At 59.2% G+C, this 22,586-nt stretch carries 15 protein-coding genes; 9 read left to right on the forward strand and 6 right to left on the reverse strand.

Features of this window, described 5'->3' with window-relative positions; genetic code table 11:
* Both FYK55_RS28025 and FYK55_RS28030 read left to right on the forward strand, forming a co-directional pair.
* Positions 1-364: alpha/beta hydrolase family protein (locus FYK55_RS28025; RefSeq protein ID WP_150079927.1), on the forward strand; the 364-nt coding region annotated here is incomplete at its 5' end.
* A 636-nt stretch (positions 365-1,000) separates the two neighbouring features.
* Entirely contained in the window at positions 1,001-2,260 is a 1,260-nt protein-coding gene (locus tag FYK55_RS28030) for a hypothetical protein (RefSeq protein WP_150079928.1), read from the forward strand.
* Between the two features lie 92 nt (positions 2,261-2,352).
* Here the strand turns inward: FYK55_RS28030 and FYK55_RS28035 are convergent, their stop codons facing one another.
* The 4 genes from FYK55_RS28035 to FYK55_RS28050 form a co-directional block, all read right to left on the reverse strand.
* Positions 2,353-3,741, reverse strand: a complete 1,389-nt coding sequence (locus tag FYK55_RS28035) for a DUF1501 domain-containing protein (protein ID WP_150079929.1) — start codon at positions 3,739-3,741, stop codon at positions 2,353-2,355.
* 49 nt (positions 3,742-3,790) lie between these two features.
* Positions 3,791-6,673 carry a PSD1 and planctomycete cytochrome C domain-containing protein gene (locus FYK55_RS28040; RefSeq protein WP_161604808.1) on the reverse strand — a complete coding sequence of 961 codons (2,883 nt, stop codon included), beginning with the start codon at positions 6,671-6,673 and terminating at the stop codon, positions 3,791-3,793.
* Between the two features lie 257 nt (positions 6,674-6,930).
* On the reverse strand, positions 6,931-8,547 hold the full coding sequence (locus FYK55_RS28045) for a haloacid dehalogenase-like hydrolase (protein ID WP_150079931.1): 1,617 nt from the start codon (positions 8,545-8,547) through the stop codon (positions 6,931-6,933).
* A 288-nt stretch (positions 8,548-8,835) separates the two neighbouring features.
* The gene (locus FYK55_RS28050) at positions 8,836-10,449 is read right to left on the reverse strand and encodes a sigma-54-dependent Fis family transcriptional regulator (protein ID WP_150079932.1); all 1,614 of its coding nucleotides are present in this window, start codon (positions 10,447-10,449) and stop codon (positions 8,836-8,838) included.
* Between the two features lie 240 nt (positions 10,450-10,689).
* On the opposite strand from FYK55_RS28050, the gene FYK55_RS28055 reads away from it, so the two are divergent.
* The 4 genes from FYK55_RS28055 to FYK55_RS28070 all read left to right on the forward strand — a co-directional run bounded on the left by FYK55_RS28055 (position 10,690) and on the right by FYK55_RS28070 (position 13,319).
* Complete coding sequence (locus tag FYK55_RS28055) at positions 10,690-11,241, forward strand: carboxymuconolactone decarboxylase family protein (RefSeq protein WP_150079933.1); 552 nt, start codon at positions 10,690-10,692, stop codon at positions 11,239-11,241.
* 163 nt (positions 11,242-11,404) lie between these two features.
* Positions 11,405-11,875, forward strand: coding sequence for a nuclear transport factor 2 family protein (locus FYK55_RS28060; RefSeq protein ID WP_150079934.1), 471 nt, complete (start codon positions 11,405-11,407; stop codon positions 11,873-11,875).
* 351 nt (positions 11,876-12,226) lie between these two features.
* Positions 12,227-12,706, forward strand: coding sequence for a GNAT family N-acetyltransferase (locus FYK55_RS28065; RefSeq protein WP_150079935.1), 480 nt, complete (start codon positions 12,227-12,229; stop codon positions 12,704-12,706).
* A 64-nt stretch (positions 12,707-12,770) separates the two neighbouring features.
* On the forward strand, positions 12,771-13,319 hold the full coding sequence (locus tag FYK55_RS28070; protein WP_150079936.1) for an RDD family protein: 549 nt from the start codon (positions 12,771-12,773) through the stop codon (positions 13,317-13,319).
* Between the two features lie 244 nt (positions 13,320-13,563).
* On the opposite strand, the gene FYK55_RS28075 is transcribed toward FYK55_RS28070, so the two are convergent.
* Together FYK55_RS28075 and FYK55_RS28080 are read right to left on the reverse strand one after the other, a co-directional pair.
* Positions 13,564-16,839, reverse strand: coding sequence for a serine/threonine-protein kinase (locus FYK55_RS28075; protein ID WP_150079937.1), 3,276 nt, complete (start codon positions 16,837-16,839; stop codon positions 13,564-13,566).
* Entirely contained in the window at positions 16,836-17,486 is a 651-nt protein-coding gene (locus tag FYK55_RS28080) for a sigma-70 family RNA polymerase sigma factor (RefSeq protein ID WP_150079938.1), read from the reverse strand. Before FYK55_RS28080 ends, FYK55_RS28075 begins: the two co-directional genes overlap by 4 nt.
* Before the next feature lie 336 nt (positions 17,487-17,822).
* Here FYK55_RS28080 and FYK55_RS28085 point away from each other — a divergent pair, with 336 nt between their 5' ends.
* The 3 genes from FYK55_RS28085 to FYK55_RS28095 all read left to right on the forward strand — a co-directional run bounded on the left by FYK55_RS28085 (position 17,823) and on the right by FYK55_RS28095 (position 22,474).
* A complete protein-coding gene (locus FYK55_RS28085; RefSeq protein ID WP_161604809.1) occupies positions 17,823-19,916 on the forward strand; it encodes a carboxypeptidase-like regulatory domain-containing protein in 2,094 nt (697 codons plus the stop codon).
* Between the two features lie 48 nt (positions 19,917-19,964).
* A complete protein-coding gene (locus FYK55_RS28090) occupies positions 19,965-21,161 on the forward strand; it encodes a DUF1800 domain-containing protein (RefSeq protein WP_150079940.1) in 1,197 nt (398 codons plus the stop codon).
* Between the two features lie 158 nt (positions 21,162-21,319).
* Complete coding sequence (locus tag FYK55_RS28095; RefSeq protein ID WP_150079941.1) at positions 21,320-22,474, forward strand: DUF1501 domain-containing protein; 1,155 nt, start codon at positions 21,320-21,322, stop codon at positions 22,472-22,474.
* The last annotated feature ends 112 nt before the right edge of the window (positions 22,475-22,586 follow it).

Raw genomic sequence — 22,586 nt, forward strand, 5'->3', positions numbered from 1 at the left:
TTATCACGTGGGCATCGCCGTCGTCCCGAAACCACAGCCCCATCTGTACAACGCGTGGTTCCAGGAGATCTACATGCAAACAAGAGAGGTCAATCCCGAAGGCTATGAGAAATCGGCACCCATCCATTTTGCCGAAGGCCTGAAAGGCAACTTGCTGATCATCACGGGATCCGGAGAAACCAACACGCACATTCAGATTATCGAAGGGCTGGTCGATCGGCTGATCGAACTCGGCAAATCGTTTGATTACATGGTGTACCCCAACCGAGATCATGGGCTGCGAGAGGGTCCCGGGACGGTCGTGCATGTCAGAATGCTGATCGCAAGGTACCTGCTGAATCACCTGCCGCCGGGGCCCAAGTGACGGACGCCTCCAGGAACACGTCGCGCGTTCGGGGGAAATGCGTCAGCGAGGCAAGTTCCGTACGGCTATAATCACGAGGTTCGGATCGCAGCCTGATTCCCCAATGGCCCATCGTCCATTTCGCGCTGCGCTGTCTTGCTGGTGATTGCTCGATTCCAGATACCCAGCGTGCTCATTGGAGCCTATCCATGACCGGTGATGGAAGATCCTCCGTCCGGCGACGAGGTGACCGCTCGCATCTTGGCGACCGTCCGTTGCCCGATGACGTCATGAAGGATGACCAGACCCTCATGGAGGATCGCGGGTCGCGTTGCGAGTGGACGACGATCTAAGCAAATCGGATTTCGGCGATTATGTGCTGCTGGAGGAAATCGCCCGGGGTGGCATGGGGGTCGTTTTCAAAGCGCGGCACAAGCGTCTCGATCGCGTCGCGGCCTTGAAAGTCATTCTTGCCGGAAAAAAAAGTTGGTAAATCTGGCGCAGCTGATCTCCAGCCATCGAGCCGATCTCGAAATCGGCCTGATGCCGCTCAGCCCGGAAGAGTTGCAAGAGTTGCTCCAATCCACAAGATAGGCGTCGGGAGACCTCCCCGATTCCGGTGGACGCCGATTCATTTGCTCCAGGTTCTGAGTCACCATGCATCGACAAATCTTGCTGCAATCTCTTGGGCGCATGGTTGCAGCTTTCTGCGTGTCGGTTGCGGCCGATCGGGTGGCCGCAGAAACGTACCTTCCGCTTCCATCTCCCGACGAGTTCCGCTTTGTCGGGATGACGCCGGACAATGAAATGCTGGTTGCGAGCAGCGTGCAAAAAGTCCTCATCTTGGAGGCTGGATCAGGCAGAATTCGATTTCACGGCAGCTATCGTGACGGTGTTTTTCAGCCACACGGGATCTCAAACGACGGCAAACTGCTGATCGGTGGCGGGTACGGCATCCATGCCTTTGCGGACACCGACCTGGATGACTTATCGATCTACTATTGTCCCGTCGCGGGCTATTTGGACGGCACTTTTCAGCGAATGACGCGTCGGCTGGATCTACGCGCACACCTGCCACTCAATCAAAGCCCCGACCCGAGGTTCTTCATCCACGACGTGCGAGACTTGGGTGACGGTCGCTTCGCCGTCGTCGGTTTCGTGCGAGATTCGAACGCGAGAACGGCCAATCGCACGCATCACGCGATTGTGTTCTCTGCGTCCGAGCATCGCGTCCTCTCCGCGTGGAACCTGGACGCCAGGTCGAAACCCATCGAAGACACAGGCGACAGCACCTTTCCGTTTGCAGTCTCCACCGAATCAAGGGGTCGCGATGATTTCCGGTCCTTTTTTAGCCACTTTCGGATTCCCATCGATTCGTCAGCAGAGCTTCAAGCGGCCAACCCGGTGACCGTCCGTGGCCAAGTGCTTGCGACTGCCCGTGACGCAATACATTTCTTTTCGATGGGAACACAAGGCCCTTTCATCGGTGACGCGTTGACATCGAAAGTTGATTTCTTGACCAGAGAATCTGAGATTCTTCGCGGCGTCGCTTACTACGATCTCGTGCAGGGACACTTTTCTCCTGACAGCACGTTATTAGCCGTTTCCGTTTGGGACGCGTCTGTCGATCCGAAATCGACCTTCGCTTTGACCAAAATCCTCTACTACCATCCCTTGGAGACCGCGGAAATCTACGCGGTCGGATCCGGTGAGAAGATCGCGGCGGTCGATCTCCGTCCCACCACCGAAGGCCGCGCACCGGTCTTCCAGGTCTGCGGGTTTTCTCCCGACAACCGGTACCTGGTGACGATCGCTGGGACGCTGAAACCGGTGGAGAACGGCGACGGTCACCAATTCGTCCAGCAACATGGCTTCTGTCTCTGGGACATCCAAAGTCATCGGTCCAACAGCGAATGAATCCGGCAGGAAAGCCACTTCAAGTGGATGGATGATCGCTCCTCGGAGAGTCGGGGTAACTCGTGTCGCCAGACTTCTTCGAACAGGTGATCCTACCCGAACACTTCCATGACCGGAGCGCCGTCGCTGACGCCCAACGGCGTTTCCTGCAGACCGTGGTGATCGTAGACCAGACGGGTGGAGTCGATGCCGAGTGCGTGAAGAATGGTGGCGTGCAGATCCTGAGGGCTGACGGGACGCTCGGTCACCGTGTACCCGAGTTCGTCCGTTTCGCCGATCGTTTGACCGCCCCGCACCCCGCCGCCGGCCAGCCACATTGTGTACGCGGCCGGGGAATGATCTCGGCCTTTGCCAAGCCCTTCCATGGTTGGAGTGCGACCGAATTCACCGCCCCAAACCACGAGCGTGGAATCCAGCAGGTGGTGCTGCTTCAGATCGTTCAGAAGCGCAGCGATCGGGCGATCGGTTCGAGCCGCCATCTTCTCATGGTTTCCCTTGATGTTGCCGTGGGCATCCCAGCCTCCGATTCGCAACTGCACGAATCGAACGCCACGCTGGACCATCCGCCGGGCCATCAGGCAGCCTCGCCCGACCAATTTCGTGGCGGCGTCGTCCATTCCGTATTGCTTTTGCACGTCCGCGGTTTCGGAGGCGATGTCGAATAATTCCGGCGCCGCCGTCTGCATCTCGAACGCCATTTGGTAGCTGCGGATACGAGCCTCCAGCTCCCCGTTGCCGCCAATTCGCTCAACGAATCGTTGATCGAACTGCCGGATCAGGTCCAATTCGCTTTTTCGCCGCGTGCTTGTTGTGCCCTCGGGCATCGTCACGTGGCTGATGCCTTTTGCCGGGTCGACCACGGTGCCCTGAAAACGCGACGGCAGGAACCCGGTTCCCCAACCGGCCGCCTGGGGATGCTGCATGCCGTCGGTGTGAAGATTCATCGTCAGGAACGCCGGAAGCTGTTCATGCATGCTGCCCAATCCGTACAGACACCACGCGCCCAGACTGGGACGGTCGCCGGTTCCGGTGCCGGTCAAGGCAACGCACTCGCCGGGGCCATGGACGGGGTTGCGATGCGTCATCGAGCGAACGACGCACAGATCGTCGACGTGCTTTGCGACTTCCGGAAACAGTGTGGAAACGGCCAAGCCGCTTTCTCCGTGAGAATGAAATTCCCACGGCGACGCCATCAGGTTCTTCAGCCCGGCACGCTTGATGCGCGGCACGCGCGCGACAATCGAATCGGGAACATCCTTTCCTTCCAGTCGCGAGAGCTCAGGCTTGGGGTCAAAGGTGTCAACCTGACTGGGCCCACCCGACATGAACAGAAAAATCACGCTGCGAGCCGTCGGCGGATGGTGCGGGGCTGCCGAAGCACCGTCGCGTGCCGCGGTTTCGCCCGCGAGCAGCGACTGGAGCGCGATCGCCCCGGCCCCGATTCCTGCGGCGGTGAACTGTCGTCGATTGAGAAAGTGCATGGGGGACGGATCGTTTTTTAGGTGAATGCGTGGCCGACAACTTTCCCGCTTACGGAATGTAAAGAAACTCACTTGTATTCAAAAGCACCAAGCAGGCACTCGCCAACCCCTGGGTTTCGGCGTGCGTTTGCAGCGCAGCCAACTCATCCGGCGCTGGTTCCCGCCCCAGGCATAATTGAAATGCTTTCGAGGTTGTTCCGGCAGCTTCCGCAAGTGCATTCGCTGCGCCCTGCGTGAACGTTGAGTTCAACAGCCACAACGGTTGCAGCCCCGTCGTGGAAACCCTTCGTCGGGAACAGCTGACAATGCCATTGGCGCCGTCAAATAAACGCTGCTGGTCGGAAAGTCGCTGCCGGTGCTGCCGAAGATACAGACTTCGTCGTTGCGAACCGCCATCCGTGGGAACCGACGGACCTCCGACGGCCACGTCCAGTTGGCCGGAAACCGCCAGCATGCTGTCGCGAATCGCTTCCGATTCCAGACGCCTTGGCACCCATCGCCAGTACGATGCGTTCTCGGGATCTCGCTTCGCGTTTGCCGCTTCAAACTGACTGGACGCTCGATACGTCGCCGAATCCAAGATCAGGCGATGGATGTGGTTCGTGCTCCATTGGTGATCGATCAATTCGGATGCCAGAAAATCAAGCAGCTCCGGGTGCGACGGAGGCGTCCCCTGCTTCCCAAAGTCGCTGACCGTTTCGACAAGGCCTTTACCGAAGTGCCAATGCCAAATCCGATTGACCCACACGCGCGCCGTCAGCGGGTTGTCCGGTCCCGTCAGCCAATTTGCCAATGCCTTTCTCGGCCGGTCGCCCAATTCGGGAGTGGGGCCGAATACGAGCGGCCAGCCAGGATCAACTTCCGGACCTGGGGCGTTGATGTCGCCGCGCAGCAACAGATGCGTCTTCACCTCGCCCAATGCCGCAGCATCACGTGGGAGTGGCCAGCGCATTTCGTGGGGAGCAATCGTTGGCGATTGCTTGCCGGCCGAATAGAACCCCCAGGTCTGCGCGAGTTGACCGATTTGGTTTTCGAGCTCCTGAAACCGTGTTTTGTCTTCACCGGAAATCCTTGAAACCACGGTTTTCGGAAGGACGAGTTCCGGATTCGGGACGCCTTTCCGCTGGCGAACGGTCACCAAGCGGTTCAACGTGCGGTCGTAGATCTCCCACCGCTCGCGGACCAGTCCCGCCGCTCGAGTATCATCGTCGATGCAGAGATTGCCCGGCTGACCGTTTGCGAAGAACGCTTGCATCCGATAGTAATCTCGCATGGAGATCGGATCGAATTTGTGCGTGTGGCATTGTGCGCATTCGAAGGTCAATCCCAAAAACGCGCTGGTCGTCGTGTTGACGACGTCCACCAGAATGTCGTTGCGTTGAATCCGTTTATCCAGTTCGTTGCCGGAGTAACGAGCGGCGGCCAAAAAGCCAGTCGCGATCAGATGACTGCGTTCGGATTGATCGTCGGCAGCAAGCTCATCGCCCGCGACCTGAGCGGCAAGAAACTGATCAAAGGGAAGATCGCTGTTGAAGGCGTCAACGACCCAATCGCGATAGCGCCATGAATACGGCCGAAAGCGGTTGTGTTGATGGCCGTTGCTTTCGGCCCAGCGAGCCACATCCAGCCAATGCCGGCCCCAACGTTCACCGTAGGCGGGATTGCTGAGCAGTTCATCGACGGTGGTGTCGCTGCCGGTCGGCGGCAGTCCCAACAGATCCAGCGACATGCGCCGTGCCAGCGTCTCGGGATCGGCGGGCGGGACCGGCTGAATCCCCAATGCTTCCTGCTTTCGCACGATGAACGCATCGACCGAATTCCGCACCCGCTCGGCATGCTTCACCCGAGGAATCTTTGGACGGACGATCGGCTGAAATGACCAGTGTTCCGTTTGTGGGCGAGGTGGAGGCAACCGGTCCGCGTCCCAGGCAAGGCCTTCGTCGATCCATGTCTTCAGTGTCTTGATTTCTGCTTCCGTCAGCGGCGGTTCATCCTGCGGAGGCATTTCGCGTTCGGACACCAGGTGAAACAGGTGGCTATCGTCTGCGTTCCGCAACGCGACCAGATTCAACACTTCATCATGAACGTCCAGCCGGATCTCCGCGTCGTCGCCCGAATGGCACGAAAAGCACTTGCCGTCCAAGATCGGAAACACATGCTGGTCAAAGTCGATGGTACGTTTCGCGATCGGAACGGGCACCTCGCTGACTGGTGGTTGCTCCGGAAGCTCCAGGATGCCTCGCCAGGTTTTCGACAGTTCGATGTCCCACACGTCGATGCGATCCTCGACCTCCGTCTTTCTCCCGGTCGAGAATCCGATCCACTTGACCTGTGAAACGGACTGACGGCTTTCGACGGACGCATGGGGTTGGAATTCCGCGTCGGGATCGGGATCGATCCACAGATTCAGCTGATCGAAAGGCCTGTCGCGTCCCGGATCGGATTTCCACAGCCTCGCAACGACAAGAAAATCACGTCCGCCACGAAGCTCAGCGGCGAAGGACTCCTTGGTCGACGCGTATCGCACCATGAATCGGTTCTGCAGACCGGAAACATGGATGCCAATGTTTGGAACGCCGCCGCTGTGAGTCGCCGCCTCGTTGCCTTCAACCTGATCCAACCACATCACGACGAATTCGCCCTCGTCTTCGGCGGGCGTGTCCACCGACTCGGCCGCATAGCGAATGCGGTACCGGATGAACAACTCGTCGTCGACGAAAGGCTGATTCAGCTTCCTGCGAAGCGGGTTGTTGCGAGCTTCGGTTCCGTTGATCTCGAAGATGGACGTCGCGAAGGCGTTCCGCTGCCAATCGGCACCAAAAGCCGGTTCATCGGCCGATGACGGCGCCGGCAATGAAGCCACCAGCGCACAGACCGCTACGACGGCGGTGCGCAGAATGAGGCGGGCGTGAACCAGGGGCGGGGCAGGCATGCCCCGATTATAGCCAGCACGATCACGCAAAGCGGTCCGGCAGGGTTCGGAGCGAGGAAAACACGATCCTTCGTCACTTTCTTTCCGGCAAAATCGCGAGTCAACGAGAAGCTGGACTGCGCGACTTAGAATGAGCCGCATGGCGTGAGCCGCGGGCTTTTTCGGATCCGGTGGCGGCGAGCGCCTTGCCAATCATGGCACTGCAATGACGGCGTTTTGGTTGATGTTGCAGCGGCGGACGGCCGCCGAGGGTGTCGTCAAGGCTCGATTTTCCATTCCGCGAGCTTCTTCGCCGCCGTGCCGTATTGGCCCAACTGATACACCGCCATTCCCGCCGGCGAAAACTGAAACGACTCAAACGGCTCGTCCAGCATCTTGTCCAGATAGGACTTGCCGGCAACGCCCGTGGTCACATGCGGATTGAATTTTTCGCCCGAGGACTGGGGCACAAATGCCTGGACGTACTCGATGAGCGCGGGATTGATGATCAGATCATCGGGCGTCGTGGCAAAAGAGCTCGACGAACCGGACTCAACCGTGAACGGATCGACGGCTTCGATGACGGCTTGCTGAAGCCTGGATAACTCGGGCGTCGGTCGGACGACGATCCCCGCCAGACCGGTATCGCCGTCGGGGATGTAGTAATGTTTGAACGCCTCAAGCTTCATTCCGGATAGATCGGTGTCTTCGAACACCTTCTCTACCGCCCGATAGACATTCGCCAGTTCCGCCGTACGGACGAAGCGTTGAACAAGCGTGATGTGGGGGCGATGTTTCGCGTCCAGAGGAAATCCGGCCGGGTAGGCGGCCCGCAGCCTGGCATTGACCTGCTTGCTTTGCGTTTGCATGACGTCGTCTGGGTCGAGCAGCACATCGATGGCTGTCACCGACAGGTCGTTAAAGACCTGATTCCAGTCGCGTTTCATATCGACGACCGTCCAGCCGCGTTGCTCCGCATCCTCGAGTGCTTCGACAAGCTTGCCGCTGCTCTTGGGAGCTTTGTCGTAGGCGTACTCGCGCTCAGCATCGGTGTGGTGAATGATCATTCCGAAACTGGCGTGCGGGTTGTCGATCGTCGTGTATTCCATCATCGCCTTGTCACCGTCGCTATTGCCGAAGCAAGCGATCGGGCGACGGCCGATGTTGTGATGAATGCCGACGGGCTTCCCCTCCTTGTCGTCGACGAAGAGATAATCCATGGTTTTGATAAGCACGGGCCCATCCGAACGCAGTTCGTACCGGGTGCGTGACGAAGACCCGACGACCTGTTCGGGCGGAATGCCGTAGACACGTTCGCTCCAAACTCGCATGAAGTCGGCACCGCCACCGGAAACGATGAAGGTCTTGAATCCGTTAGCCCGCAGGTACGCTAGCACTTCCTGCATCGGCCGATAGGTAAGCTGGTCGTAGCGCCGGTCAAAGCGGGGATGGTGGGCCGCGGCGAGCCACTCTTCGACCTCTTTTTCGAATGCTTCGGTGGTCATTCCGGAGTGCGTTTTCGCGACAATCTGCAACAACCCGTCGTGATGCTTCCCGGCGAGCAGTTTTGCAAAGTCGCCGGCCAGGGCAGCTTTCACCATCGGGTCCTGTTTCAACTCGGGACGCTCCTCAGTCGCTTTCTTCAGCGTGTCGAGGGCATACGCCAGCTGGAACGGGACGGGATTCTCCGGCCACAGCGTCCCGTCATTGTCGAAAACGGCGATGCGTTCATTGGCCGGCACGAAATCAGGCGAATCCTGTTCCGTGACTTTCTCGACGAAGGAGACGATTGCTTGCTTCGCCGCAGAATCGGTCCACGACGGCAATGCGTCGGCGCCGTGCGCCGCGCTCGCCAACAAAAGCAGAGCAACGAACGATGGACAAAGGTAACGCATGGCAGAGGTTTCCTGATTGATCGAGGAATGTCAGAGCAAGAGCCTGCAGATCAGATTTCGATCGTGACCATTCTTCCGCTTTGATTCCCCAAAAATGAAGGGTCCCGGTCAGTTTAACCGACCTCGCAACGTGGGTGTAAGAATCGCTCTTTGCCAGGTTTTGACGGATGAAGACCGAACGGGTGTCGATCGCAAAACTGGCGACTCCCGCATTGACGATTGTTTGGTGCGGTCTGCTGGGGCAGTTCGCGAATGGTTCACATGGCCTCCGAGACAAGCTCCAACACATCAGCTCCGAATGCCGAAGGCTCGCATCCGTGACATCAACGTGGTCGGCTTGAGTCCGAGTAGCTCCGCTGCGCCACCGTTGCCGTACACCTTTCCGTTGCAAGCCGCTAGCGCGCGGCGAATATTCTCGACCTCAAACTTGCGCACCTCAAGATCGGTCAACACCTGGTCTGGCGACTCGATGGCCTGCTGCTTCGACTTGCGAGAAGGTTGCGTGGATGTGTCCATCGGCAAGTCGAATCGCAGCTTTCCATCGGCTGCGACGATCACGGCACGTTCCAGAACATGCTGCAACTCACGGACATTGCCCGGCCAGGAATACCGCTGCAACTGCTGGACGTTCGCCAGGGTCAGCTTCAGCGGCTTTCGGCCCAATTGACGGGCAAAGCGATCGAGAAAGTGTTCCGCCAACAACGGGATATCCTGCGTGCGCTGGCGGAGTGGCGCCAGCTCGATCGGAAAAACGCTTAGCCGATAAAACAGATCTTGCCGGAAACGCCCTTGGAACGCTTCTTCACGCAGGTTCCGATTGGTGGCCGCAATGATTCTGACGTTCACCCGCCGGGTCCGCTCTTCGCCGATCCTTTCGAGTTCGCCCTCCTGCAGAACGCGGAGCAGCTTCGCCTGTAGATCAAGCGGAATCTCTCCAATCTCGTCCAGGAACAGGGTTCCTCCGTCAGCGAGTTCAAATCGCCCGGCACGATCCCGCAAAGCTCCGGTGAACGAGCCTTTGGAATGGCCAAAGAACTCGCTCTCGTAGAGCTCACGAGGAACCGCCGCGCAATTGACTTTGATCAACGGACGATCGGATCGATTGCTGCGGCGATGCAGCTCACGCGCAACAAGCTCTTTCCCGGTGCCGCTTTCACCGAGGATCAAGACCGAAGATTCGGTCGGTGCGACCAGGTCGATCTGCTGGCTGATCATTTGAAGTGCGGGACTGTTGCCAACCAGTTCGCCGAACGCGCTAACCTCCACTTCCTCGCGCAAGTACTCGTTCTCTTGTTCTAACCGCCGCTTGAGCGTTTCGATCTCATCGAGCGAGCGGGCGTTGGCGATGGCCGCCGCCAAATGGTCGGCGATCATGTGCAGCCAGTCGCAGCAAGAGATTCCCATGGGGTCACGCGAGAACATGGCCATGACACCCAAGGTCTCGTCGCGGTACCGAAGGGGCAGTCCCAGAAAAGACTTGATCTGCTGATCGCGGACCCAATCGGGCCGGGCGATCCACTGGGAGTCCGTGGTGACGTCGTCAATTTGAACGGATCGGCCGGAGGAGGCGATGAATCCGATCTTTCGAACGCCGATGGGCATGCGACGAAACTCGCCCTCGGTCTGTTCCCAATGCTGATCGGGTTCGCCGAGAGAATGGCCGTAACTGGCGACAAGGTGCAGACATTGCTCGCGGCGGTGGCACTCCTCAGCCATCCGGCAATTGCCGCAGTCACCGTCTTCGGGCGGACGCACCAGCCAGATCCGGGCCAACGCGATCCGATCGCTGGGAGCCAGCCGCCGAACAGCCAGCGGCAGCAACTCCGGCAGATGGTGCTTCCCTGAGATCGCCAGCAGGACTTCCTGCGGGTCACCGAAAACCGCGTGTTTCTGCAGGCTCATCCGACCGGCTCACTGTCAACGTTATCTCGTCACACCACAACGACATTTCGATTTTCCACGATATGTCGTCGTACCGCAAGCAGCCCCGAAAAACACGCAAGGTGTTCACAAGAAATGACTTACGGACATTCGCCCGAATTGGCACGCGACGTGGTTATGCACAGCGAACGCTCCGGCAGCAAGTGATGTCGAAGTTTCCCAATTTCTGTTCCAAGTCCCAACCGATTGGAGATCCACGTCATGTCGCGAATCAATCAAATCGCCCCCGAAAACGCCACCGGCCCCGCCGCCGAACTGTTTGCCGCCGTTAAAGGCAAGCTGGGGATGGTCCCCAACATGATGCGGGCGATTGGCAATTCGCCCGCGGCCCTTTCCGCCTACCTGCAATTCAGTGGCAACCTCGCCGGCGGATCGCTTTCCAATCAGCAGCGCGAGCAGATCGCTTTGGCTGTCGGCGAAGCGAACCAATGCGACTACTGCCTGGCGGCACACTCGGCGCTCGGCAAGATGGCCGGCCTGAGCACCGATCAGATTCGCGACGCCCGCCGGAGTTCAGCGGTCGACCCGAAAAGCGATGCGCTGGTTCGGTTTGCGAGCACCCTGGTCAAACGACGCGGCAATGTCTCCGACGAAGAATTGCAAGAGTTGCGTCAGCACGGGTTCACCGACGCGGACATCACCGAAGTGGTCGCGAACGTGGCTTTGAACATCTTCACCAACTACTTCAATCACGTCGCCGACACGGAAATCGATTTCCCCAAAGCGGAACGCTTGGAACCTCAAGCTGCCTGATCGCAGGCGATTGCGAGCTGCTTGATCCCAGCTCGAAAGCGATTTCCAGATTGACACCTAAACGGACATCGCTGCGGAGAGCCTTCGCAGCGGTGTCTCCGTCTGAGCCAGAGCTCCCCCGAAAAACCATTCTTTCTTCTACCGATCAAAACGGCACACCGAAATGTCCACGACCCTCTCTCTCGCACCGCCTTTCAACCACGAATCCGCGTTGGCCAAAGTTCGGGCCGCGGAGGACGCCTGGAACTCCAAGGACCCACGTCGTGTCGCCCGCGCCTACTCGATCGATTCTGAATGGCGCAATCGGGACCAATTCATTCGCGGACGTGACAACATCGAGCGGTTCCTGGAATCGAAGTGGGAGCGAGAACTCGACTACCGGTTGGCAAAGTCCTTGTGGGCTTTCTCGGACACGCGAATCGCCGTTCGCTTTCAGTACGAGTATCGAACCTCCGACGGCCGTTGGTATCGAGCTTATGGCAACGAGAACTGGGAGTTTGACGCCGAGGGATTGATGCGGCGTCGCGAAGCCAGCATCAATGACATCGAAATCCAGGCGGCGAACCGTCGGTTCACGTGGCCTTCGGGCTCGCCGCGGCCGCCGGAAGGTTTCGAGATAACGGAGGTGCGTTAGAGTGACATGATTCAATTCCATCGTGGTCCATCTAACAATGAGCGTCATGCGTTCTCTGGTTCACCCTCCCGCGAGCGGGAGGGTCGCGGAGGAGCCCCGCGACGACGCGGGGAGGGTTGTTGCTGAGCCATGAGTTTTTGGCATTTGCTTTCGCTTCTACCCTCCCCGGAGTCTCGTTCCTCGCCTCCGACCCTCCCGCGAGCGGGAGGGTGAAGGTTGTTTGCGAGTGTTTTTATTCGTGTACCTACCAATACCGATCCGGTCCGTCTTGCGAACCGAATCACAACTGGGGAGACTTTGACAATACTCAACCGCACCACAAAGCTTCGTCCCACAACACGTGCACTGTTCATGAGTCGAATGATTCGCGATGCCGTCGAATCGGACTTGCCTTGGCTCTCCCAGGCGATGCTTCGGGTACACGACGCACATGTTCGCGAGTATCCGACGGTTTACCGGAAGCTTGAACCCGCTTCAGCCCGCTCGCATTTGGCGGATCTGATGGCCCAACCGGAATCGAGGGTCCGCGTGGCAGTGCACCAGAATCACATCGTTGGGCACCTGGTTTTTCTGACCGAGACGCGGCCGGAGACCCTCTTCACGCTGCCGCGTCGCTACGGCTACATTGCGCAAATCGATGTGGAGCCGGCTTATCGTCGGCAAGGCTACGGTCGGTCCCTGATCGAGGACTGCCTGCGATCTGCGGCATCGCTCCGTCTGACTACAATCATGCTGGATGTCTGGGCATTCAACGAATCCGCCAGATCATTTTTTCGCTCGCTGGGATTTGATGAGCTCGGTTACAAGATGTCCCGATGCGTCATGGATTGAATCCGCGACTGGGGGCCATTCGCTCCCGACGGGCCCCGTGCCATGTGCTTCGAGGTGACTGGAATTGGCGGACAACTCACTTGGTGACGCAGACTTCTACGATCTCGAGGCTTACGCGGGAATCGGTAAACGGCTGTCCGTCGTCCTGATCGACGTGCCGATGTTGCTGGTTGCCGGCGTGCTCACATGGCTGCCGTTTGTCGCTTTGATCCAGTATGGAGTGATTCGCACGGATCCAAGCCGGTACTTTTGGCTGCTCTTTCTACTGATCATTTGGTTGTACCTGGTCCCGATGAAGCGATCGGTGGGCACGGTTGGATACTGGGCCACACGTTTAAAGATCGTTTCTGCGAAGGGCGGGCAACCGAGCCTGCTGACGATGACGTGCCGGCTGCTGCTGTGGATCTTTGGTCCGTTCAATTTGGCCCTCGACCTCCTTTGGCTTGGCGCTGACACCGAGCGCCAAACGCTTCGCGATTGCTACCTCGGCACCTACGTGGTTGATCGATCGGCGAAACCCATCGGGCGGGGCCTCTTGCACCTGACGCGATACAACGCCTGCGGATTGACTCTGGCATATCCGCGTGTCGTACGATCCAGGTTTGCCGCGTGAAGCAGGGATCGCTGAGCGGCGCGAGGTTTGGAACTTCAGAGACCGGCGGCTAGCGCCTTGCCGCTTACCATCCGGATAGGATTGATTGCGAGAGCAGATCGGTATCCATACGATTCGTTTCTCGGACGGTTGTGCGCTACAGACCGGCGGCTAGCGCCTTGCCGCTTATCCCTGGATTGCATTCGGTACGCAGGGGAGGGGGTTCTCAGGCGACTCATGGGCTCGCTTGTTTGGCAAGGTCGTGCTACCAGGCAAGCGTAAAGACACGTCCTGCGGTTGTGGATCCGATGAGTTGGTCGGTCTCGCTGGAGTAATCGATGGACCAGATCGGATCCTGCAGGTCGACAAGCGTGGCCAGCAAATTGCCATTGCGATCCCACACCCGAACGGCCCCATCCTGGCCTGCCGAGACGACTCGATCACGAACCGTTACCAACGACCAGATGGGTCCCCGATGGGCAGACTTCCATGCTTGGGAGGCCGTCCCCTTTCGATTCCGGAGATGGAGATCACCGGCGGAGTCGCCAACAACCATGTCGCCGGCGGGTAAGAATGCCAGCGCATTGATGCTTGCCGTATTGATCGGCTGGAGCATTTTCGCGGCACCGCTCCGCAGATCACAGATCTGGATTTGACCGTCGGCATCCGCCACCAGCAGGCTTTGGTTGTCGGATGAAAACACGACGTCGCGGATATCTCCCTTCATTCCCTCCAGCCGCGTGACTTCTGCCCCACTCATTCCTTCGGAAAGCACGACGCGCCCATCAAAGTCTCCTGTTGCGAGATAACGTCCATCGCCGGAGTAACTGACCGACACAACCGGTGATTCGTGGCGCGACACGCGAAAGCATTCGGTCAACCGAGGCATCCCGTAGACCACGACACTGTTCCCGCGACTGACGGCCAATTGATCGACGACCGGATTCGCGTCCAGACCGGTGGCTGGCTGAGCAGTCTCCACGAGTTCGACGCTCGCTGGGCGCCACGTACTTCTGCTGGCGACAGTTTTCCCATCGACGTCTCGCCACGCCAGCAACTGACCGCGGTTACCGAACGCAACTTTGCGAACCGGAATCGCGGTGGTTGCCAGGGACCGGGGCCGGCCCAGCTTTGACAGGTCCCACAGGGATATCTCGCGCGAGTCGGATTCGGAGAGCGCAATGGTTGATCCACCGGAATTCATGCGCACCTCGTCCCAGACAGGCAGGGGCTGGCGCTGGCGCACCCCATGATCCTGCGTGTCAATCTCCACCAGCTCATCCTGTCCGACGACGCAGATCTGTCCGTCGGCCACTTGAAGACCGGAGGGAGCGAGCACGTCGCATTGAACAACCCAGGACAAACGGAATCGAATCGCATCGTTTTTTGATTTGACCACCTGATACGTCTCAACTCTTCCGTTCTCCGACAACACCGCCAACGAGGTGGCCGTTGGCAACCACACAACGTCCGTGGGCCATGCCTGCATCGTCATGACGGCGTCCGCTTTGGGCGCGGCAAAGCCTTGAACAGTGAAATTGCGTATTCGCTCCCATTTCCAGACACGAACTTGATTGTCGATCAACAACGCGAGAAATTGCCCATCGGGCGAAATCGATAATTGACGGGGGGTGTTAGCGACGAGGCGCAGGTCTTTCGACACTCCGGTGGCAAGTTCATGGAGAACCAGCGATCCCTCAGCGGAAAGCCCCACCAGAAACTCCTGATTGGGATGCCAGACCACTTGAGTGCACCGCTCAGTGAATCCAGACGCCGGGCGTGGTTCCAGCTTGCCGAAATCATTGAAGCGATAGAGTTCATTGCCTGCAATGATGACCGCCTGATCCCGCGTTGGATGCAGGATCAAATGCGGCGTGGGTGCTTTCACAAAACCAGGGACGACCGCCGAACTTCGTCTTGCCCCGTCCGACGTCCATGTCTCCAACAATCCTGTTTCGTCCATCGTTACCAGCGTGTCGCCGGAGTGATTCCAGCGGAAGGCCACTGGTTGCGAGTCGCAGACAATGGTTGTCTCAGCTGGCCAAGCCTGCCGATGCAGGATGTCGTACTCCATCCGAGCGAGGGGCTGCAGTGACGGACCCGATTCGATCTCTGACAAAGAACGACGCGCGGACGCAACCTCGTTGGACGCCAAGGCTTGACCGGCCTGGACGATGAGCGAACGGTACAAGGCCTCGTTGGATGCGTTAACGGCCTGACGAAGTTCGCCCGCCAACGTCCGCTGACTCGTCTCGGCGATCGTCGTTCGGTGCAACGCCGATCGGGTTTGCGACAGCATCCATCCCAGCCCCGCCGTGGTGGCCAGCAGTGACAGCGTCACAACGCCGACGGCAACACTGACGGACCGATTCCGCTTCGCCCAGCGTGCGGAACGGACGACTCGGCTGACCGGCCGTGCCTGGACCGGTCGCCCGTCCAAGAACCGTGTCAGGTCTTCTTGAAGTTCGGCGATGCTGGCGTACCGATTCCCGGGTCGTTTCTCCAGACACTTGTGGCAGATCGTCTCAAGATCCTTGGAAAGCCCCACCTGCAAACGGCACAGATCGACCGGCGGCGTCGACTCGACCAACCGCATGGTCTCCAACGGGGTGTGCCCCACCAGAGGCGGACGGCCGGAAAGCATCTCATACAGGATGGTTCCCAGACCGTAGACGTCCGTCCGCTCGCTCAAGCGGTCACCCTGAACTTGTTCCGGCGCCATGTAGCTGGGCGTGCCGGCTATTCCCGTCAAGGTTTCGTTCGCGTTGTCCGTTCCGGTTCCGGACGGTGGCCGCAGGCGTTTGGCCAGTCCGAAATCGGTGACTCGCGGTCGGTGATCGGTGTCCACGATCACGTTGGAGGGTTTCAGGTCGCGATGCAGAATCTGTCGCTGGTGGGCGAATCCGATCGCGTCGCAAATGACACGCAGCATGGTGGCCGCTTCGACCGCCCCCAACGGCCCGTTGGCCAGAATCGCGGACAACGGTTGCCCGTCAACGAGCTCCATGGCGATGAAAGACCGACCGGCGTGACAGCCGGCGTCGAACACGCTGACGATGTTTGGGTGGTGCAGTTCACCGGCAACCCGGGCCTCGCGGATCAGCCCCGATCGTTCGTCCATCCCGGCCGGTGCCAGCTTGATGCAGACCGGGCGTCCCAGAGACTCTTGGGTCGCGCGATAGACGATTCCCATGCCGCCCCGCCCGATGATCTCCAGCAGTCGGTAGTCCCCAAAATCGCGGGGCAGATTCTCGGACGTCGGGTCGCGTTCGTTTTCGATCCAATCCAACACGGCGGTGGCGGCCAATTCGCCCGCGGACGCATTCTCCCCGGCGAACTCCAACAGCATCGCTCGCGTTCGATCGGAGACCGAGTGAGGGCCCTCCGCTAAAAAATGCTCGACCAATTCTTGCGCGCTATCGGAACCCGACCGCCGCGAGGCCTTCGAATCGAGCCAATCCAGGAAGTCGGCCAACCACTCGTCGTCCTCGGCGAAGCAATCGGACGACCTCTGACGAGGATGCGTCGATTCTTCGGTCATGATGGGTCCGCCGCGACGTGTTTGCGCAATTCTGCAAGTCCGCGTTTTAACAATCCTGCCGCAGCCGTCCGCGAACGCCCCAGCGTTTCACCGATTTCACCGACGGAGGCAAATTCGAAGTATCGCATTCGAAGTGCTGTCGCCTGATCTTCTGGCAACCGGTCCAGCAGTTTGGCAAACTGCTGCATTTCCTCTTTTCGCACCATCGCCAGACTGGGCGACGTCAGCCCACCGGATCGCTCTTGCAGCAAACCACTGCCGGCGCACTCGCGTCCCTGGGCCCGTTTGTCCGTCAGCAGGTGATCGCGAATCGCATTGGCAATGTTGCAGGTGAGGATACGACGCAACGTCATTTTCAAGTGGTCGTGCTCGCTGGTCAGAATCCCTTCGATCCCCTGATGGGCTTCCAGCATGGTTTGCTGGACCAGGTCGGACGGATCCAACCGCGGCACCAGCGAACCGGACATTCTCCTGCGCGCGATGCTACGCAAGTAGCCCCGATACGATTCCAGCAACTCTCCAATCGCGGCGGAATCGCCTTCTTGCGCAGCCGACAGCAACTGCGAAATCCGTTCACGCATGACGCTGGGAGGCGTCGCCGGGGAATCATCATGGGGCAGCGCATCGGCGGTGGAGGGTGGCGTCAAAACACTGTCTGCTCTTGCTGGCTGTGGAATCCAACGTCGGGGAATGGGGCGCGTGTATTGTACCGTCTCCCCGTTTTCCTTCGCCCGAGGCGCAACTTTCTTCAAGTCCACCCTGACATTCCGCTTTTTTTTCTGCGCCCCGCACCGCTATTCACCGGGAGAAGTTAGGTGGCGGCAATTCACAAGCCGCAACACCGCACCAGCATGAGGACCTTGACCATGACACCCGACCGTCGCCACTGCATTGCTAGCCGGACAGCACGTCGCTGGAGCGAAATTCTCGTTCGTCACAAAAGCGATGTCGCGACGGTCGTCAGGCGGTGGCGAGGGTGCATCTTGCACGCCCTGGCGAGCGTGGCGACCTCAACGTGGCGCCGTCCCGCCGGTGTGCATCTGGCGGCCTTGTTGGCACTCGTGGTTTTGGGGACGCACCTCGAAAACCATGCGGTGGGCCAGCAACCTGCGATTAGCAACGTACCGGATTCGATCTCGGGGACGGTGCTGCTGCCGGACGGAAAACCCGCGGCCGACGCACCCGTCATCCTGTTCTGGCACAAACCTTTTGCGAAGACCCGGAGCGACGACGAAGGCGGATTCACAATGAATCTGGACGTCGAACGCATTGAATCGGAGGTCGGCGACGAGTGGCGTCGCATGGCAGTCGCTGCCTTCCAACCCGGTAGCGGTGTCGGATGGGACATTCTGGGCAGGGTCACTGACACGACGTCCGTTGAATTGCACCTGGCGGAGGACATGCCGGTACGGGGAAAAGTGCTCGACCAGCAGGGACGGCCCGTCAGAGGCGCCCAGGTCACCGTTGAAAGTTTGTATCGAGCCAAAGATGAGAATCTGGATGGTTTCCTGAAGGCAAGCCGCGATCAACCGACGCGCCTGATGCAATATGAAGGAACGAGCATGATCTACCTGAGTCCCGAGGCGATCCTCAAGCTTCAAGGCATCAAGGACCAGCGTCGTCCAGCGGCAACAACCGACGAGGAGGGTCAATTCCAGTTCACCGGATTCGGCAGGGAGCGATCGCTGTTCGCAACCGTCGAAGGACCGGGAATCACCAATGAATCATTTTTCATCGTCACACGAGAGCACATCGACGCGAGATGGAAACGCGGTCAGCTCTCGCGGGCGACGCAAATGGATCTGGACAGCGGTGCTCCCATGCGATCGGTGTACGCCGCCGATTTCCACCATCTGGCGGCTCCCGCGTTGACAATCCGTGGACGACTGACGGACGCAGAAACGGGAGCTCCGGTGGAAGGCATGAGGCTATCCGCTCGCATGAAAGGCCATCTGACGCCGGGGGTTGCCACCTCCGATCAGGACGGACGGTACGAAATCAAAGGATTGCCGACGGAAGGCCAGATGCGACTGTCGGTCCTGAATCCGGGCGACCAACCGTACCTGGACGCTGAGATTGAACGCAACGTGTCCGCAACACGGCCCCTGGGAGCAATCGATTTCAAATTGGATCGTGGAGCCCTGATCACCGGAGTTGTCACCGATCGCAGAACCGGAGAACCGGTCGCGGGCAACATCGGGTACTTGAGTTGGCCAAACAATGAATCACTGAATCGGCTGCATCAGCCCTACGACACCTTCAACACCCAAGCCACGGACAAGCACGGCCGATACGCGATCGTGGTCCCGCCCGGTCCGGGTGTCCTGGCATTTCAAGCCCGCCATCGAACGCAATACGATTTCGCCGAATCTTCCGATTTCGGTTTCCCGACGGGACAAGCAGGCATGTTCCTCAGCGGCAATCGCGGATACTTCCGACCCGACGAGTTCCACTTTCTCAAACGCATCGAACCGAGTGCGTCGACGCGGGAGGTCCAGATCGACATCACCATCGGCCGCGGTCCCGTGATGACGGTCCGCGCGACGAAAGCCGGCGGCGGATTCTTTCAACAGCTGGATGTTCGCGGCATCCGTCGACTCTCGCGAACCACCGTGCCTGGAGGCGAATTTGAAATTGGTGGCATGAAGGCGGGTGAGAAACGGTCCGTCTTCGTTCGTGATCCCGAGCGTGAGTTCGCGGGAGTGTTCGAACTTGAGTTTACCGAGAATGCACCGGTCGCCGACCTGCAGGTGGAGAGATCCGCCACGGTCAGCGGACACCTCGTGAATGCCGACGGCCGACCACAGACTCGTTGGATGGTTGCGGCAGTGTCGGCAGGTGCCGTCGAATCAGCCGCTCAAAACAACGGCCTCTCCACGCCAGGCTTCTTTGAGTTCGACGAGACTCAGACCGATGCCGACGGGTACTTCCGACTGACCGGGCTGCCGCCGGGCGTCAGGGTCGAGATCGCCGTCGCGAAGAACGTCGAAGGGCGACGTCCCGACGTGTCCGCCGTCAAGACATTGACGTTGCGTCCTGACCAGCAGCTGGCCGCTGGTCAGTTGTCCACAAAGTAAATCAAACGCCGTCTGCACGAAGTCACAGCAATCACGGAGACGGAAACGATGACAACGGATTATTGGAAACCTCACGAACCGAATGGTGCTCCGGCATGGAATCGATCGCAGGTCCTGCACGTTTACCATCGGCTTGGATTCTCTTGCACCCCGGCGGAACTCTCGCGCTCGACCGAAATGGGTTTTGCCGCGACCATTCAAGGATTCCTGAAACCTGAATCCGCAGAAGTGGATGCAATCGAAGCCAGTTTGATTCGGCAAGCGATCGACCGCAACGACGTTTGCGTGCTGGAAGCCGGATGGATCAGGAGGATGTGGCATTGTTCCAATCCTTTGGTTGAACAACAGACTTTGATGTGGCACAACCATTTCGCCACAAGTTTCTTGAAGGTCAGGGACTGCGATGCAATGTGGTCGCAAAACCAGCTCTTTCGCCGTTTGGGTCGTGGGCACTTCGCCGATCTGCTGAAGGCCGTTCTGAGGGACCGAGCGATGTTGATCTGGCTTGACGGCGACTCGAATCGCGCGGCGCATCCGAACGAAAACCTGGCGCGTGAATTGATGGAACTGTTCACGATCGGAGAAGGTCATTACGACGAGCACGATGTTCAGGAGGCGGCCCGCGCGTTGACGGGATGGCGAGTTGACGATTCTGGCGTGCATTTCGAATCCGCCGAGCACGACGGCGGAATCAAAACCATTTTGGGCAAAACGGCCGCTCACAATGTCGATACGTTGGCCGATGTATTGATCGCCCATCCCGCCACGGCAGAACGAATCGCCTGGAGATTGTGCGACCACTTTCTTGGAACGCCCGTTCCGCAGGTCGGAATCGATCAGCTGGCAGGTTTTCTTCGCAAGAGTGACCTGCACATCGATAAAGCGATGGAAAAACTGGTTCTCAGCGAACGCTTTCATTCCCGCGAAGAGATGAATCAACGCTTCCGATCCCCCGTCTCAATTGTGGTTGGTGGCATTCGAGAACTCGGGCTGCATGAGGAAACTGCTGGCCGACCCGCCGTGCAACCACAACTGGCGGCGAGCTGGATGGCGTCGATGGGACAGCGTCTGTTCCACCCGCCGGGCGTGGCGGGTTGGCAAGGCGGAACAGCTTGGCTGGGAAGTCAATCCATGATCCGTCGGGCCGCCTTTGCCCAGGCGCTCAGCCAAGGACAGCTCTCCACGCATCCCTATCGAACCCCCGAAGCACTTCAACTTGCTTCTGCTTCCGCACAACTGGATTAGTTGGACTAAGCCACTTTGCGTGAGCCGCGTGGCACCGGCCGCGGGTTTTCGCATTGCCCGACAGCTAACGCCTTGCCGCTCATTACGCTGCAGATTTCGGTCTTATTGAGTGAGAGCGAGCGATCCAGGTCGTTGGCACCATCACCGGAGAACACCCCATGACCAGTCGACGCGAATTCCACAAACGTCTTGCCTGTACCGTCGGATCGACGATCGCTTCCACGCGTTTCGCGGGGCGCACGACGGCGTCGCCCAGCTCCGACAACGGACGCAGAGTCGTGACCATCTTCCTGCGGGGCGGAAACGACGGACTGAACACCGTCGTGCCGGTCCACGACCCGCTGTATGTGTCTTCCCGAGATGACCTGAGAATCCGGCCGGAAGAAGCCATCACATTGAACGACCGCCTGTCAATGAATTCGGCGATGCGGTCATTGACCCGTTGTTGGGAAGCCGGACGCATGAGAATCCAACAGGGCGTTGGCGATCCGAACCACAGTCATTCACACTTCCTCAGCACGGCGGTTTGGTCCGAAGGAAAACTTGATGCGACGTTGCCCAGCTTTGACGGATGGCTGGGCCGTGCCCTTGATCCGTTGCAACCGACGACGCGCACTCCCCTGGCTTGCGCCATCGATTCGCCCGACACCCCCGAACTGCTGCGGAGTCGATTGACGCGGACGTGCAGTGTTCCCGAGTTGCCGCGGGACCAGGCCCAAACGCTGCTCAAGTTGATGCGGAGCAACCCGGATCTGACTGGCGAATCCGAGATCCAACGTCATGTGTTGCAGGCCTGTCGGGACGCCGCGACCAGCCTTGAAAACAGCACGCGATCCTCAACCCGAATCCGCGGCTTTCCGAGAACGCCGTTTGGTGAACGGATGCGACAAGCGGCCAACGTCGTCACGACGCTGCCCGAGATCAAAGCGATCCACGCCGTGCATGACGGCTACGACACCCATACGGCGCAACGCGGCCAACACAACGCGCTACAGCGTGAGCTAGCCGACGGACTCGCGGCGTTGGACCGCTTTCTCGCGGAGCGAGGTCTGTCCGAATCCACGCTGGTCATGGTGTTCAGCGAATTCGGTCGTCGCGTCAAAGAGAACGCATCGCACGGAACCGATCACGGCTCCGCCGGTCCAGTCTTCTTTCTCGGCGGAGAGACGCCTCCGGGACTTTACGGATCGTCTCCCGACTTGGAAAACCTGGATGACGGCGACGTCGCGGTCACGCAGGACTTTCGCGTGTTGCAGAAGGCCATCGCACGCTGGCTGGTCGCTCGTGACGGGCAACTCGGTCTTCCAGATTGAAGCGGGTCGGCGGGAAAGCGAAAGGCTTGCCGGGCTCACCTCAAGGCGGCAACATTTAATTGTGTGGAGGACGCGACACCGTCTGGCGACGGTGGCTACAGTGGACGACGCA

The sequence above is a fragment of the Roseiconus nitratireducens genome, from assembly GCF_008629675.1.
Classification (GTDB): domain Bacteria; phylum Planctomycetota; class Planctomycetia; order Pirellulales; family Pirellulaceae; genus Stieleria; species Stieleria nitratireducens.